Here is a 14,547-nt window from a genome sequence, read left to right on the forward strand (position 1 = left end):
CCAGAAGAACCGCGAGTGAGAAGGCGGCGCCGTGTCGACCGAAAACGAACGCCGTACTCTCCTTGAGGCGCTCGCCGAACGGCTTCCGGGGCGAGGGCTCCAGGGGCGGATGCTCGGCGGGGGCGAGCCCGTGTTGTGGATCTGGCATCCCCGTACGAACCGGCAGACGATCGTCTTCGCCACCCAGTCGGCCGGGGGGTGGCTGTTCCTCTGGGCGCCCGACGGGAAGGAGGACGCCGCCGATCCCGACGTCGCCGCCGACACCCTCGGGAAACTGCTCTCTCAGGCCGCTTGACACCCCTTCTCCACAATTGTGTGGCACGCTGATCCGTTGAGCCCCACGCGGTGAGGAGATGACACATGGGCGCACTGGAGGCGAAGGCGGCTCTGGTGACCGGTGGTTCGCGGGGGATCGGGCGGGCCGTCGTACAGAAACTGGCCCGTGAAGGCGCCCATGTGGTCTTCAGCTTCAACGAGAACCGTTCCGCGGCCGAAGAGGTCGTCGCGCAGGTGGCCAGGTTCGGCGGCACCGCTCACGCGGTGCGGGCCGACATGGGCTGTCCCGACGACGTGAAACTGCTCTTCGAGCAGACGGTACGCCGGCTGGGCGCCCTCGACATCCTCGTCAACAACGCGGCGATCAACCCGATAAGGCGCATCATCGACGCCACCGCCGACGACTTCGACCGCGTGATGGGCGTGAACGCGAAAGGGCCGTTCCTGGCGATCCAGGCGGCCTCCCGCATTCTGCGCGCGGGCGGGCGGATCGTGAACATCTCGTCGTTCGGCACCCGCGCGCCCGCCGAGGGGCTGTCGCTCTATCTGGCCAGCAAGGCCGCGCTTGAGTTGCTGACCGCCGTGGCCGCCCGGGAGCTGGGCGCGCGCGGGATCACCGTCAACGCGGTCTCGCCCGGGGTGACCGACACCGAGCTGATGCGCGAGTCGTCGGGGGCGAGCGCCGACGAGACGTTCGACGGGATCACCGCCAAGACCGCCCTGCGGCGGCTGGGCGAACCGGCCGACATCGCCAACGTGGTGGCGTTCCTGGCCGGGCCCGACTCACAGTGGATCACCGGGCAGAACCTGCGGGCGACCGGCGGGCTCATCGTCTGAGACCAGTGCCAGACTTGGCGATCACGAAGTCTCGGCAGGCGGCAGGGCGTCTTACCGGCTCACCGGTCGAGAGGCCGAGCGACCGCGCTCGTCAGCTCCGTCGGCTCCGTCGGCTCCGCGAACGTGATCACCATGTATCGGCCGTTGGCGTAGCTGACCACGGGCCGCCCCAGCAGTTCGCCGACCGAATGGGCGACGTTCTGGAACATCTCCACCAGTTCGGGGGTGTCGGCGCTCACTCTGAAGCGGCCGCTGGTTGTCAGGTGCTCGGCGACCAGAGGCACGAAGTTGGCCTCGGCGCGGAGCTTCTCGTCGGACGTGAGGGGGGTTCGTGCGGGCATGTCTCTCCTGGTCAGCGGAGGCGGGGGTCGACGTCGACGACCTGGCAGACCGCCTGCCAGACCTGTTTCGCCGCGAACCCGTCGGCCAGGGCCTGCTCGACCGTCCGGCCGCCGAGTCCTGCGATCACGTAGTCCTTCGCCCAGGACTCGGCGTACGTCTCGCCGAAGTGGCGGGACATGCGGTTCCAGAATTCCGTGAGTCGCATGGCCCCCAGTATGGCCGTGGCGGGCGGGTGGTCAGAGCACGCGGGAGCCGTACATCTCGCCGAGGGGGTCGGCGAGCAGCTCCAGGCGGGCGCCGTCGGGGTCGGAGAAGTAAATGGAGGCGCCGCTCTCCATGATGTACGGCACTCCGGCGGCCTCCAGCTTGCCGCGCAGCCGCTCCCACGCGACGGGGTCGACGGAGATGGCGATGTGGTGGAGGCCGCCGAGGACCTCCTTGTAGGGGCCGAGGTCGAGGCCGGGGAAGTCGAAGAAGGCCAGCAGGTTGCCGTTGCCGATGTCGAAGAAGAAGTGGTTGGAGCCCTTGTAGTCGCGGTTCTCGAAGATCTCGGTGAGCGGGAACTCCAGAAGCCCCTGATAGAATTCGATCGTGCGTTCGACATCCGACGACAGCAGGGCGAAGTGGTGGAGGCCGCGCGCACTGCTCGGGGGGCGGCGCTCGTTGAGATGACGTTCTTTTATAGAGGCGCGGGTTGCTTCGATGGCCTCGTAGTCGATGTCCATGGTTCTCATGATTGTCCCTTTACCCGCAGCTCAATCACATCGGCCGCGGCGAGAACTGTCGGTCGCCGGAGGCATGATGTGCGGAGGAGGTGGCCGGACATGGTGAAAGGCGCGCTGAGCAGGTTCGGAGCGGTGACGCGCGAGTGGTTCACCGGCGCCTTCGCCGAGCCGACCGCCGCCCAGGAAGGGGCCTGGAACTCCATCGCCGACGGCGACAACACGCTGGTGGTGGCGCCGACCGGCTCGGGCAAGACGCTGGCTGCCTTCCTGTGGTCGATCGACCAGCTGGCGACCCGGGAGGATCCCGAGCGCAAATGCCGGGTGATCTACGTGTCACCGCTGAAGGCGCTGGCGGTCGACGTCGAACGCAACCTGCGGGCGCCGCTGACCGGGGTGCGGCAGACGGCGCGGCGCACAGGGGTGACCGTGCCGGAGATCTCGGTGGCGATCCGGTCGGGCGACACCCCGGCCGAAGACCGGCGGCGGTTCGCGTCCAAGCCGTCCGACATCCTGATCACCACGCCCGAGTCGCTGTTCCTGCTGCTCACCTCGCAGGCGCGGGAGGCGCTGCGCGGGGTCGAGACGGTGATCGTCGACGAGGTCCACGCGGTGGCGGGCACCAAGCGGGGGGCCCATCTGGCGCTCAGCCTCGAACGTCTCGACGCCCTGCTGCCCAGGCCCGCGCAGCGGATCGGGTTGTCGGCGACGGTGCGGCCGGTCTCCGAGGTGGCGGCCTTCCTCGGGGGCGCGCGGCCGGCGAAGGTGGTGCAGCCGCCGTCCGAGAAGCAGATCGAGATCGACGTGGTCGTCCCGGTCGAAGACATGGCCGAGATCGCCTCGCGCGATGACGGCGAGCCCAACCGGCGCAGCATCTGGCCCCATGTGGAGGAGCACCTTCTCGACCTGATCGAGGCCCACCGGTCGACGATCGTCTTCGCCAACTCGCGGCGGCTGTCGGAGCGTCTGTGCAGCCGTCTCAACGAGCTCGCATATGAGAGGAGCACCTCCGAATCGATGCCCTCGGGGGTGCCGGCCGAACTGATGGCGCAGGCGGGGGCGTCCAAGGGGGCGATCCCCGAGGTCGTGCGGGCCCACCACGGGTCGGTGTCGAAGGAGGAGCGGTCGCAGATCGAGGAGGCGCTGAAGTCGGGGCGGCTGCCGGCCGTCGTGGCGACCTCCAGCCTGGAGCTGGGCATCGACATGGGATCGGTCGACCTGGTCGCGTGCGTGGAGGCGCCGCCCAGCGTGGCCAGCGGGCTGCAGCGGGTCGGGCGGGCGGGCCACCAGGTGGGGGCCGTCTCGCGTGGGGTGATCTTCCCGAAGTACCGGGGCGACCTCGTGCAGACGGCCGTGGTGGCCGAGCGGATGAAGAGCGGCCGGATCGAGGAGATGCGCTATCCGCGCAACGCGCTCGACGTGCTGGCGCAGCAGATCGTCGCGATGACCGCCCTCGACGAGTGGACCGTCGACGAGCTGGAGACCGTGGTCCGCCGGGCCGCGCCCTATGCCACGCTGCCGCGCTCGGCCCTGGAGGCCACGCTCGACATGCTGGCCGGGCGCTACCCGAGCGAGGAGTTCGCCGAGCTGCGTCCCCGCCTGGTGTGGGACCGGGTGACCGGCACGCTGCGCGGCCGTCCCGGGGCCCAGCGGCTCGCCGTCACCAACGGCGGCACGATCCCCGACCGGGGCCTGTTCGGCGTGTTCCTCGTCGGGGAGAAGGCGTCCCGGGTCGGGGAGCTCGACGAGGAGATGGTGTACGAATCGCGCGTCGGCGACGTCTTCGTCCTGGGCGCCACCTCCTGGCGGATCGAGGACATCACGGCCGACCGGGTGCTGGTCTCCCCCGCTCCCGGCCTGCCGGGGAAACTGCCGTTCTGGAAGGGCGACCCGCAGGGGCGTCCGGCCGAGCTGGGCCGGGCGATCGGCGCCTTCGTCCGTGAGCTGGCCGGGGCCGGTCCGGCCGCCGCCGAGCGCGTCCGCGAGGCCGGGCTCGACGAGTTCGCGACCGGGAACCTCATCGGCTATCTCGCCGAGCAGCGGGAGGCGACGGGATATGTGCCCGACGACCGCACGCTGCTGGTCGAACGTTTCCACGACGAACTGGGCGACTGGCGGGTGGTGATCCACTCCCCGTTCGGCGCGCGGGTGCACGCGCCGTGGGCGCTGGCCATCGGGCGGCGGTTGCGGGAGCGCTACGGCATCGACGTCCAGGCCGTCCACTCCGACGACGGGATCATCCTCCGGGTCCCCGACACCCTCGACGAGGCGCCGAGCGACGTCGCGGCGTTCGACCCCGAGGAGATCGAGCAGATCGTCACCGAGGAGCTCGGCGGGTCGGCCCTGTTCGCGGCCCGGTTCCGCGAGTGCGCCGGGCGGTCGCTGCTGCTGCCGCGCCGCACCCCCGGGCGGCGCAGCCCCCTGTGGCAGCAGCGGCAGCGGTCGGCCTCCCTGCTGGGCGTGGCCGCGAAGTACGCCGGGTTCCCGGTCGTGCTGGAGACCATGCGCGAGTGCCTGCAGGACGTCTTCGACGTGCCCGGCCTGGTCCAGCTGATGCGCGACATCTCGGCGCGGCGGATCCGGGTGGTCGAGGTGGAGACCCGGCAGGCCTCGCCGTTCGCGGCGTCGTTGTTGTTCAACTACATCGGCGAGTTCATGTACGAGGGCGACGCGCCGCTGGCCGAGCGCCGGGCTCAGGCGCTCGCGCTCGACACCTCGCTCCTGGCCGAGCTGCTCGGGCAGGCCGACCTGCGGGAGCTCCTCGACCCCGACGTGATCGTCGAGACCGAGCGCGAGCTGGCCCGGCTCGACCGGCCGCTGCGCGACGCCGAAGACCTGGCCGACCTGCTCCGGTCCCACGGGCCGCTGCTCGCAGAGGACGTCGCCATCCGCGACGGCGATCCCGGTTGGCTGGCCGAGCTGGAGCGGTCGCGGCGGGCGATCCAGGTGCGGGTCGCGGGGGTGACGCAGTGGGCCGCGATCGAAGACGCCTGGCGGCTGCGCGACGCGCTGGGGGCGCCGCTGCCGGTGGGGGTGCCGTTGGAGTTCCTCGACGCGCCCGAGACGTCCGCCCGGCCCGACCCGCTGGGCGACCTGCTGTCGCGGCACGCCCGCACGCGCGGGCCGTTCCCGGCCTCGACGGCCGCGGCGCGGTTCGGGGTGGGGATCGCCGTGGTGGCCGACGCGCTGGCCCGGCTGGGGGCGTCCGGCCGGGTGGTGTCGGGTGAGTTCCGGCCCGGCGGGCGGGGTGAGGAGTGGTGCGACGCCGGGGTGCTGCGGCTGCTGCGGCGACGCTCGCTGGCCCGGTTGCGCAAGGAGGTCGAGCCGGTGCCGCCCGAGGCGCTGGCGACGTTCCTGCCCCGATGGCACGGGATCACGGCCTACGAGCCGCCGGGCGGCGCTTCCGGCGACGGGCGGATCACGCGGTCCAGAGGCCGCTCCGACGCCCCCGACCCGTGGGCCCGGTCGGGTTCCCCAAGCTCGGCCGCCTCGCACCGCGCGATGGATTCGCTGGTCGCCGCCGTCGAGCGGCTGCAGGGGGCGGCGGTTCCCGCGTCGGCCCTGGAGACGCTCGTGCTGCCGGGGCGGGTGCCCGGATACTCGCCGTCGCTGCTCGACGAGCTGACCTCGTCGGGCGAGCTGCTCTGGGTGGGACAGGGGGCGCTGCCCGGGGGCGACGGGTGGGTCTCCCTCTACTTCGCCGACACCGCCCCGCTGCTGATGCCCGAGCCGGCCGAGATCACCATGACGCCGGTCCACGAGGCCGTGCTCGACGTGCTCGCGGGCGGCGGGGCGTTGTTCTTCCGCGACCTGTCGAACCGGGTGGTGCACGACGGCATGCCCGACGACGCCACGCTGGCGGCGGCGTTGTGGGACCTGGTCTGGTCGGGCCGGGTGACCGGCGACACGCTCGCGCCGCTGCGGGCCACGCTCGGGACGGGGAAGCCGGCGCATCGTCCGGCGTCGCCGTCGCGGCGTCGCCGGGCCGTGCTGCCGACGCGGTCGGGGCCGCCGACCGTCGGGGGGCGGTGGTGGCTGCTGCCGGAACCGTCGTCCGAGGTGACGCCGCGGGCCCAGGCGCAGGCCGAGATGCTGCTCGAACGCCACGGCGTGGTGACACGCGGCGGGGTGACCGCCGAGCGGCTGCCGGGCGGGTTCGCCGCCGTCTACCAGGTGCTGCGGGCGTTCGAGGAGAGCGGGCGGTGCCGCCGGGGCTACTTCGTCGAAGGGCTGGGCGGGGCGCAGTTCGCGCTGCCGGGGGCCGTCGACCGGCTGCGGGCCTCCGACCGGAAGGACGTGGAGGTGGCGGCTCCGGCGCCGGCCGAGGGTGACTACGTCGACCCGTGGACGGCCTGGCGTCCCCAGGCGGCCGAGCGCGAGACGCCCAAGGCGACGGTGATGGCGGCGGCCGATCCGGCCAACCCGTTCGGGGCGGCGCTGCCGTGGCCCGACCGGGGCGGCGACGCCGGGCACCGTCCGGGCCGGAAGGCCGGGGCGCTCGTGGTGACCGTGGCGGGGAAGCTGGTGCTCTACGTCGAGCGGGGCGGGAAGACGCTGCTGTCGTTCGGGGAGGACGACCATCTGACCGTGGCGGTGGGGGCGTTGGCGGGGGCCGTCCGCGAAGGAGCCCTGGGGCGGCTCACGGTCGAGCGGGCCGACGGCACGGCGATCAACGACTCGCCCCTCGCGGCGGCGCTGGAGGCGGCGGGTTTCCATCCCACCCCGCGAGGCCTGCGGATAAGGGGGTGATCGCGGCCTATGGTGAGGAATGACGCGAGCCGAGGCGAGGAGACGTAATGGCATGGACGGCTGCGGACATCGCCGATCTGTCGGGCAAGGGCGCGATCGTGACCGGCGCCGGCAACGGCCTCGGGCTCCTCGCGGCGGGTGAGCTGGCCCGGCGAGGCGCGAAGGTCGTCTTCGCGGTGCGCGACGTGACCAGGGGCGAGGCGGCCGCGGCGCGGGTGCGGTCCTCCTTCCCCAAGGCCGAGGCCGTGGTGTCGCGGCTGGACCTGTCCGATCTGTCGTCCGTGCGCGACTTCGCCGGGCGCATGCCCGAGGTGTTCCCCAACGGGCTCGACATCCTGATGAACAACGCCGGCGTCATGGCACCGCCCCGGCGGTTGTCGGTCGACGGCTACGAGATGCAGTTCGCGACCAACCACCTGGGGCATTTCGCGCTCACCGGGTTGCTGCTGCCGTCCCTGCTGCTGCGCCCCGCTCCCCGGGTGGTGACGGTGAGTTCCAACATGCACCGGCGCGGGCGGATCGACTTCGACGACCTGCAGGGAAGCCGGCGCTACTCGCCGTACGGGGCCTACGCGCAGTCGAAGCTGGCGAACCTGCTGTTCGTCTATGAACTCCAGCGGCGGGCGGCGGCCACTCCCCTGTTGTCGCTGGCCGCGCATCCGGGCTATTCGGCGACCGGGTTGCAGGAGGCCGGGGCGCGGATGACGGGGAGCCGCGTCCAGGTGCTCGTCCATCGGGCGGCGAACGCGGTGCTGGCGCAACGGGCCGAGATGGGCGTGCTGCCGCAGCTCTACGCGGCCACGGCGCCGGGGGTGCCGCGCGCGGGATACGTCGGGCCCGACGGGCCGGGCGAGATGCGCGGCTACCCGAAGCTGGTCTCCAGCAGCGCGGCGTCACACGACGAGGCGGCCGCCCGGCGATTGTGGGACGAGTCGGAGCAGATGACGGGGGTGCGATACAGCTTCGCGGGGTGAGCGGGCAACCCACTCGGGTTGTCGCGAGACTCGGAGCAATGACCGGGCCGCTGATAGAGCTTCGCGGGATGAGCGGGGCAACCCGTTCGCGCCGTCGCGACCCTGACGCGCTCCCGCTGCAACTTCGCGAAGGTAACTGGGCGCTACTCGCCTGCGCCCGTTCACTCCCCCGCGAAACTCGGAGCATATGACAGGCGTGCGATACCGCCCGTTCGCGCCGTCGCGAGGCTCGCAACAGATGACAGGCCTGTGAGGCGGCGTCACGGTATGAAGGCCGGCCTTCCCGTCACCGCCGGTTCGTCCCATCGCAGCACACAGCCCTTGACCTGGGCACACACCCCCGATTGACTGCCATGGGTGAAAGCCAATCGCTCCATTCCATCGGCCACGGTCATCCCCGTCCTGATCTATCCCGACGTCCGGGAAGCCGTCGCCTGGCTCTCCGGGGCGTTCGGTTTCGAGGAGCGGGTGCGGATCGGTGACGGTCACCGTTCTCAGCTGCGTCACGGCGACGGGGCGCTGATCATCGGTGACGTGCACGGAGAGCGAAGGCCCCCACGCCAGGGCGAGGTCACCCATTCGGTAACCGTCCGTGTAGAAGACGCCCGGGCGCACTGTGAGCACGCCCGGGCCTTCGGTGCGCGCATCCTCATGGAGCCCGCCGATTTCGAGTACGGCGAACGGCAGTACGCCGCCGAGGATCTCGCCGGTCACCGGTGGACCTTCTCCGAGACGCTCGACGACGTCGCTCCCGAGGAGTGGGGCGGGCAGACCGTCACTCCGTAGCGGCCAGCGCCTTCGTCTCCCGCTGGATGGCCTTCAGGAAGAGCGCGGCGTCGCGGCCGTTGATCAGGCGGTGGTCGTAGGCCAGGCCGATGTGCGCCACCTGCCGGGATCGAACCTCGCCGCCGTCCAGGTGGAGCACCTCCTGGGGAGCGGTGACGGCCAGTGCGCACGCGGTCCCGGGGAAGATGAACGGGATGGCCAGCGTGATGCCGCCGTCGTGGTGGAGGGTGACGGCGATGTTCGCGTCGGCCAGGTCGGCGGCGCTGAAGTCGCCCTTCATCGCGGCCACGCGATACTCCATCAGCCTGGTCGCGACCTGCTGCAGCGACTTGGAACCGGCGTCGTGCACGACCGGGACGTACAGGCCCTCACCGGTGTCGAAGGTCACGCCGACGTTGGCGGTCTCCGAGAGCACCGCCTTGGTGCGGTCGTCGCCGAGGGTGGCGAAGAACAGCGGGAACTCGGTGTGCAGTCTGGCCACGGCCATGACGAACAGTTCGGCCAGGCCGACGGGGCGGCGGACCTGTTTGGTCAGCCGGCGGGTGGCGGCGAGTTCCTCGTCGAGGGGCATGTCGAGGACCGCGTAGGCGGCGGGGATCGTGGCGTGCGAGAGGGTGACCGCCCGGCCGACGGCCTGCTGGACCTTCGACAGCGGGGCGGTGGGGGTGGAGGTCTCCGCCGCCAGCCGCTCCACGTCGGCCCGCCGGACGACGTTGACGCCCAGGGTGGCGACCTGCTCCTCGGTCACGCCGAGTTCGTCCATGGCCGCGCGAGCGGGCGCGGTGATCACCGGGCCGGAGTGGCTCTCCGGTGTGACGGAGGAATCGATCGGCGCTGGGATGGGGACGGACGCGCCGATGGTCGCCAGCAGGTCACCCGGGGCGCAGTCGGCCATCAGGGCGACCTCCTGCCGCAGCACTCCCGTCGCGTCGGCCGTCACCTCCTCGGCCGACTTGGAGGTCTCCAGGACGGCCACCGGGTCGCCCTCCTTGACCTCGGTGCCTGTCTCCACCAGCCATTCGACCAGGACGTACGTGTCGTCGTTGTTGTTGAGCTTGGGGACCTTCACTTGAGGGACTCCAGGACCGTGTCGTGGATGGTGGTTTCGGTCAGCAGGACGGCACGTTCCAGGTGGCCCGCCGTCGGGATGATGCTGTCGGCCGAGTGGGCCAGCGCGACGGGGTTGCGCAGCACGCCCCACAACTCCCGGTGCAGCACGTGGGCGACCTCGGCGCCCCACGTGCCCCCGGCGGTGCTCTCCTCGGCGACCACCACCGACTTCGCCTCCCGTGCCACGGCCACCAGCGGGGCGGCGTCCAGGGGGTGGAGGCGGGAGGGCACGAGCAGGGTGCAGACGATCTCCTGTTCCAGCAGGAGGCGGCGCATGGCCGCGAGGGCGCGGTGGGTGACGCCGCCGGGGGCGATGATCACGCAGTCGGGCGGCGTGTCGACGTGGACGCGGGCCAGGCCGTCGGTGAGGTCCCAGGTGAAGAGGTCGTCCACCTCGTGCATGCGCTTGGTGTAGAGGACCTTGTCCTCGAAGAAGACGCAGGGGCGCTCGGCGGCGATCATGCGGGCGAGGACGTCGCGGTTGTCGTGCAGGGGCGACATCTCGTAGACGTCGAGGCCGGGCACTCCGATGAAGTGTTTCTGCAGGCTCTGGCTGTGGGTGGGGCCGTAGCCGCGGCCGCCGCCGGTGGGCAGGCGGACGATGAGGCGCATCGGCACGCGGGTGCCGTACATGGAGACGGACTTGGCGGCGAAGTTCACGATCTGGTCGAACGCCAGCGTGACGAAGTCGCTGAACATGATCTCGACGATCGCGGTGTCGCCGCACAACGCCAGGCCCGCCCCGACGCCGGTGATGGCCGACTCGCTGATCGGGGTGGTGATGACCTGCGACGGGAAGCTCGTCGACAGGCCGCGGGTGACTTTGAAGGCGCCGCCGTAGGGGTCCAGGACGTCCTCGCCCAGGAGGAAGGCCCTCGGGTTCGCGGCGAGCACCTCGTGCAGCGCCTGGTTGAGGTTCTCCACGACTCTCATGCGTCCCGCCCCACGGCGTGCCGGCCCCACGTCGACAGGGGGCGTGCCTTGACCTCACGGACGACCGATCCGACCAGGTCGCGGGCGCGGGCGTCCGCCTCCGCGAACCCGGCCACGTCCGACATCTCGCGATACCAGTCACGGAGTTCGGAGACGCCCGACCGGGTGTCGTCGCCCTTGCTGTGCGGGCCCAGCCGGTTGACGGCGAACTCCACCACCAGCGGGGAGCCGGTCCGCACCGCGGAGACCAGAGGGGTCAGCACGGTCCGGATCTCGGAGACGTCGTCGGCGGGCAGGGCCGTGTGCGCGACCCCGAAGGCCGCGCAGCGGGCCGCGATCGTGCCCGACATGGCCAGCTCGGTCGGCGTGGTCTGGGCGATGCCGTTGTGCTCGACCACGACCAGCAGCGGGAGCCCCCACAACGCGGCCAGGTTCAGGGACTCGTAGACCGCGCCTTCGCCCCACGTGCCGTCGCCGATGTAGGCGCACGCCAGCGCGCCCGAACCGCGCAGGTGCAGGGCCGCGCCGACGGCCACCGGCAGGCTCTCGCCCTGGACGCCCGTCGACAGGTAGCCCTCGCGCAGTATGTGCTGGCTGCCGCCGACGCCGTCGCAGACCGCGCCCTCGCGGCCCATGATCTCCGCCAGCAGGCCGGCCGGGTCGTCGAAGCGGGCCAGGTAGTGGCCGTGGCCGCGATGGTTGCTGAAGACGCGGTCATCGGGCCCCAGCAGCGGCGCCAGCGCCACGGGGACGATCTCCTGCCCCAGGCAGGTGTGCGTGGTGCCGTTCAGCTCGCCCTTCGCGAACAGGTCCAGCAGGGCGTGCTCGAAGTGGCGGATGAGCAGGAGCCGGTCGAGGTCGGTGGTCACCTGACGGCCGGTTCCGCCTCGCGGACGGCCTGGACGACGCCCGCGATGGTCGGGGTGTCGAAGAAGACGTCCAGGGGGACCTCGACACCGAGGCGCTTGCGCATGCGGGCGATGATCTGGGTGATGGTCAGGGAGTGCCCGCCGAGATCGAACAGGTCCTCGTCGTCGCCGATCTCGTCGATGCCCAGCACTTCCTGCCAGATCTCGCGGACGGCGTCGTCGAGGTCGGCGGCCTGTGAGGTGCCGTCCACAGGGCTTTCGGGGTTGTTCATGATGGTGAGAAGGTCCTCCGCTATCCGGGCGACGTCCGACTCCGTGCCGGAGCCGGCGCCGTATTGCATGATCACGTAGAGGCCGTCGGGGTGGTCGACGGCCTGGAGGTGCAGGACGCTGCGTACGGAATGGTTGAAGACCGCCCAGTCGACGGTGGTCTTCACGCCGGTGAAGACGGGGTCGGGGCGGCGTTTGCGGTAGCTGACCGAGACCTGGGCGAGGGCGGTGCGCGGGCGCACGCCCCTGACGGCGCGGGCGTAGGGGACGTGCCGGAAGCGGTACATCTCGCGCAGGTCGCGGTGGAGGGTCCGGGCGACGTCGGCGACGGTCCCTGCGGGTGTGGCGGTGACGGGCAGCTCGTTGACGAACAGGCCGACGTTGTCGCGCACCTCCGGCACACGGGTGGACAGGTCGACGGCGACGGTCGGGGCCGGATCGCCGTAGCGGTGCAGCAGCGTGTGGACGGAGGCCAGGAACAGCTCGAAGCGCGAGACGCCCGGCACGTCGAGCATCCGGGCGCGGAAGGTGCGCACCGCCCCTTCGGCGGCCCCGCGTCCGGCCGAGGTGAGGCCGGGCAGCGGGGTGGGCTCTCCGGGAGGCCGCGCCGACCAGTAGGCCCTGGCCTCGTCGAGGTCGTCGCGGACCCGCTCCCGTTCCCCGTCGGCGAAGCTCGCGTACGACGTCCCGAGCCGGGGCCGCGACTCCCCGTTGTAGAAGTCGGCCAGGTCCCTGACCAGGATGTCCTTCGACTCGCCGTCGAACACGAGGTGGTGCGCGACGAACACCAGGACGTGCCGGTCAGGGCTTAGCTTGGCCAGCGTGAACCGGGCGAGCGGCCCGTTCTCGACGTCGAAGGGCCGGAGGGTCTCCTCCCGGACGAGCTCGTGCAGGTCGTCGGCGGTGGTCAGCCGGATCGGCGGACGTCCCCCGGGCACCATCACGGGCAGCCCGTCGACCTCGGCGACCGCGCTCGACAACACCGCGTGCCGCCGGATCACCGCCTCACAGGCCGCGTGCAGCGCGCACACGTCGAGCTCTCCCTCGAAGTCGACGACCAGCGGCATGTGGTAGGCGGTCCGGGCCCGTCCCATGCGCTCGGTGATCCACATCCCGGTCTGCGCGAACGACGCCTCGGTCATGACAGCGCCTTCTTGTCGACCTTGCCGCCCCGGTTGCGCGGCAGCGCGTCCATCGTGGTGACCTTGGCCGGCAGCTCGTGCGGGGCGAGCCGGTCGATCAGGAACGCCCGCAGGTCCGCGAGGGGGATCTCCTCCCGTACGACCAGAGCCGCCGCCACCACCGTCCCGAGCACCGGGTGGGGCACCCCGTAGGCGGCGGCCTCGGTGACCAGCGGATGGGCGTGCAGCGCCTCCTCGACCTTCAGGGTGGAGACCTTGTGGGCGCCCGACTTGACGACGTCGCCGGTCCGGTCGACCAGGTACAGGTAGCCCTCCTCGTCGAGGTAGCCGAGGTCGCCCATGCGCACCCAGCCGTCCCGGAAGGTGTCGGACACGGTCTCGCCGAGGTAGGCGCGGGGCGCGGCGGGCGAGCGCATCCACACCTCGCCGACCTCTCCGGGGGCGGTCACGGCGCCCTCGGGCGTGGTGATCCGGACGGAGCCTCCGGCCGCCGCCCGGCCCACCGATCCGGGGCGTTCGGGGTCGAAAACCATGATCGTCTGGGCGGGGGCGGCCTCGGTGGAGGTGTAGTAGTTCGTGATCATCGCGGCCGGGAAGAGGCCGGCCAGCTTCACCGCCACGGCCGAGGGCAGCGGCGCGGCGGCCGACCCGAGCAGCAGCACGCTGTCGAGGGGCTCGACCCCGGCCGCCAGCAGCTCGATGGCCATGGCGGGCACCAGGAAGACCGCCCCGGCCTGGTATTTCGCGATGAGCGAGGCGAACCGCCGGGGGGTGAAGGCGGCCGTCGTGACGACGGCGGGGTGCGCCGCGATGGCGTTCACCAGCATCATCTGGCCCGCGTTGGTGCCGATGGGGAAGGCGTGCGCGAGGTGCTTCGAGTGCCGGAAGGCCCGGCGGCGCGGGTCGCGGTGGAGGCCGAAGGCCAGGTTGGCGTGGGTGGCGGTGACGCCCTTGGCCACGCCGGTGGTGCCGGAGGTGAAGAGGATCTGGGCGGGGTCGGCCGGAGACACCTTCGGGAGCGGGGAAACCGATCGGTCCATGAAAGTTACATCGCGCAGAATCCGGCTGATTCCAGCCCGTTCCGCAAGATGTCGGATCTCTCCCTCCGGGGTCCGGTCGGAGATCGGCACCGCGACGGCCCCCGCCCGCAGCACGCCCATGAATGCCACCGCGTAGTCGAGCCACCCGGCGTGGGGGAACACCAGCCCCACCGGCTCTCCAGGACGCACACCTTCGGTGATCAGCCAGTTCGCCAGACCGTCGGCGCGGGAGTGCCAGTCGGCGTAGGTCAGTTCCCCCACGCCGTGGACGATCATCGCGACGCCGTCAGGCTCGGCGGCGGCGCGGGCCGCCAGCAGATCCGAGAGCGTCATTGGACTCCCCAAAGATCGGATGAATACTGCCCGAGCACTGCGTTACTGAAAAGATTCTTTCCAGTTAGCCCAGTCGCCAGTGTGGCACGCTCCCGGCGCTCGTCACAAGTGGTCCCCGGCCCCCACAAGCCAATGGGTTGGGCACGTTTAGAGCTTGTGAGCGG

The 14,547-nt window shown here is 71.5% G+C and carries 13 protein-coding genes; 5 read left to right on the top strand and 8 right to left on the bottom strand.

Annotation, left to right across the window (positions count from 1 at the left end):
- Positions 1–31: 31 nt before the first annotated feature.
- The gene (locus GT755_RS15890; RefSeq protein ID WP_161480470.1) at positions 32–295 is read left to right on the top strand and encodes a hypothetical protein; all 264 of its coding nucleotides are present in this window, start codon (positions 32–34) and stop codon (positions 293–295) included.
- A gap of 65 nt (positions 296–360) precedes the next feature.
- Positions 361–1,113 carry an SDR family NAD(P)-dependent oxidoreductase gene (locus tag GT755_RS15895; protein WP_030450810.1) on the top strand — a complete coding sequence of 251 codons (753 nt, stop codon included), beginning with the start codon at positions 361–363 and terminating at the stop codon, positions 1,111–1,113.
- Positions 1,114–1,172: 59 nt separating this feature from the next.
- On the opposite strand, the gene GT755_RS15900 is transcribed toward GT755_RS15895, so the two are convergent.
- Genes GT755_RS15900 through GT755_RS15910 form a run of 3 tightly spaced genes read right to left on the bottom strand, consistent with a single transcriptional unit; the run spans position 1,173 to position 2,189 of the window.
- Positions 1,173–1,454, bottom strand: coding sequence for a hypothetical protein (locus tag GT755_RS15900; protein WP_161480471.1), 282 nt, complete (start codon positions 1,452–1,454; stop codon positions 1,173–1,175).
- Positions 1,455–1,465: 11 nt separating this feature from the next.
- Positions 1,466–1,660: a DUF3046 domain-containing protein gene (locus tag GT755_RS15905; protein WP_030450812.1), complete on the bottom strand. Its 195-nt coding sequence runs from the start codon at positions 1,658–1,660 to the stop codon at positions 1,466–1,468.
- Positions 1,661–1,691: 31 nt separating this feature from the next.
- Complete coding sequence (locus GT755_RS15910; RefSeq protein WP_235966699.1) at positions 1,692–2,189, bottom strand: VOC family protein; 498 nt, start codon at positions 2,187–2,189, stop codon at positions 1,692–1,694.
- A 90-nt stretch (positions 2,190–2,279) separates the two neighbouring features.
- Between GT755_RS15910 and GT755_RS15915 the strand changes: the two genes are divergently transcribed.
- The 3 genes from GT755_RS15915 to GT755_RS15925 all read left to right on the top strand — a co-directional run bounded on the left by GT755_RS15915 (position 2,280) and on the right by GT755_RS15925 (position 8,686).
- Positions 2,280–6,926, top strand: a complete 4,647-nt coding sequence (locus GT755_RS15915; protein WP_161480472.1) for an ATP-dependent helicase — start codon at positions 2,280–2,282, stop codon at positions 6,924–6,926.
- 47 nt (positions 6,927–6,973) lie between these two features.
- The gene (locus GT755_RS15920; RefSeq protein ID WP_161480473.1) at positions 6,974–7,900 is read left to right on the top strand and encodes an oxidoreductase; all 927 of its coding nucleotides are present in this window, start codon (positions 6,974–6,976) and stop codon (positions 7,898–7,900) included.
- A 357-nt stretch (positions 7,901–8,257) separates the two neighbouring features.
- Positions 8,258–8,686: a VOC family protein gene (locus tag GT755_RS15925; protein ID WP_161480474.1), complete on the top strand. Its 429-nt coding sequence runs from the start codon at positions 8,258–8,260 to the stop codon at positions 8,684–8,686.
- Here the strand turns inward: GT755_RS15925 and GT755_RS15930 are convergent.
- Genes GT755_RS15930 through GT755_RS15950 form a run of 5 tightly spaced genes read right to left on the bottom strand, consistent with a single transcriptional unit; the run spans position 8,676 to position 14,383 of the window.
- Positions 8,676–9,755, bottom strand: coding sequence for a 2-oxo acid dehydrogenase subunit E2 (locus GT755_RS15930; RefSeq protein WP_161480475.1), 1,080 nt, complete (start codon positions 9,753–9,755; stop codon positions 8,676–8,678). The genes GT755_RS15925 and GT755_RS15930 overlap by 11 nt on opposite strands.
- Complete coding sequence (locus GT755_RS15935) at positions 9,752–10,729, bottom strand: alpha-ketoacid dehydrogenase subunit beta (protein WP_161480476.1); 978 nt, start codon at positions 10,727–10,729, stop codon at positions 9,752–9,754. The genes GT755_RS15930 and GT755_RS15935 overlap by 4 nt, the downstream gene beginning before the upstream one ends.
- Positions 10,726–11,598, bottom strand: coding sequence for a thiamine pyrophosphate-dependent dehydrogenase E1 component subunit alpha (locus tag GT755_RS15940; RefSeq protein WP_161480477.1), 873 nt, complete (start codon positions 11,596–11,598; stop codon positions 10,726–10,728). Before GT755_RS15940 ends, GT755_RS15935 begins: the two co-directional genes overlap by 4 nt.
- A complete protein-coding gene (locus GT755_RS15945) occupies positions 11,595–13,010 on the bottom strand; it encodes a condensation domain-containing protein (RefSeq protein ID WP_161480478.1) in 1,416 nt (471 codons plus the stop codon). Before GT755_RS15945 ends, GT755_RS15940 begins: the two co-directional genes overlap by 4 nt.
- Complete coding sequence (locus GT755_RS15950) at positions 13,007–14,383, bottom strand: class I adenylate-forming enzyme family protein (protein ID WP_161480479.1); 1,377 nt, start codon at positions 14,381–14,383, stop codon at positions 13,007–13,009. The genes GT755_RS15945 and GT755_RS15950 overlap by 4 nt, the downstream gene beginning before the upstream one ends.
- Between the last annotated feature and the right edge of the window lie 164 nt (positions 14,384–14,547).

Origin of the sequence: Herbidospora solisilvae (assembly GCF_009901565.1) — a bacterium.
GTDB classification, from domain to species: Bacteria; Actinomycetota; Actinomycetes; order Streptosporangiales; family Streptosporangiaceae; genus Herbidospora; species Herbidospora solisilvae.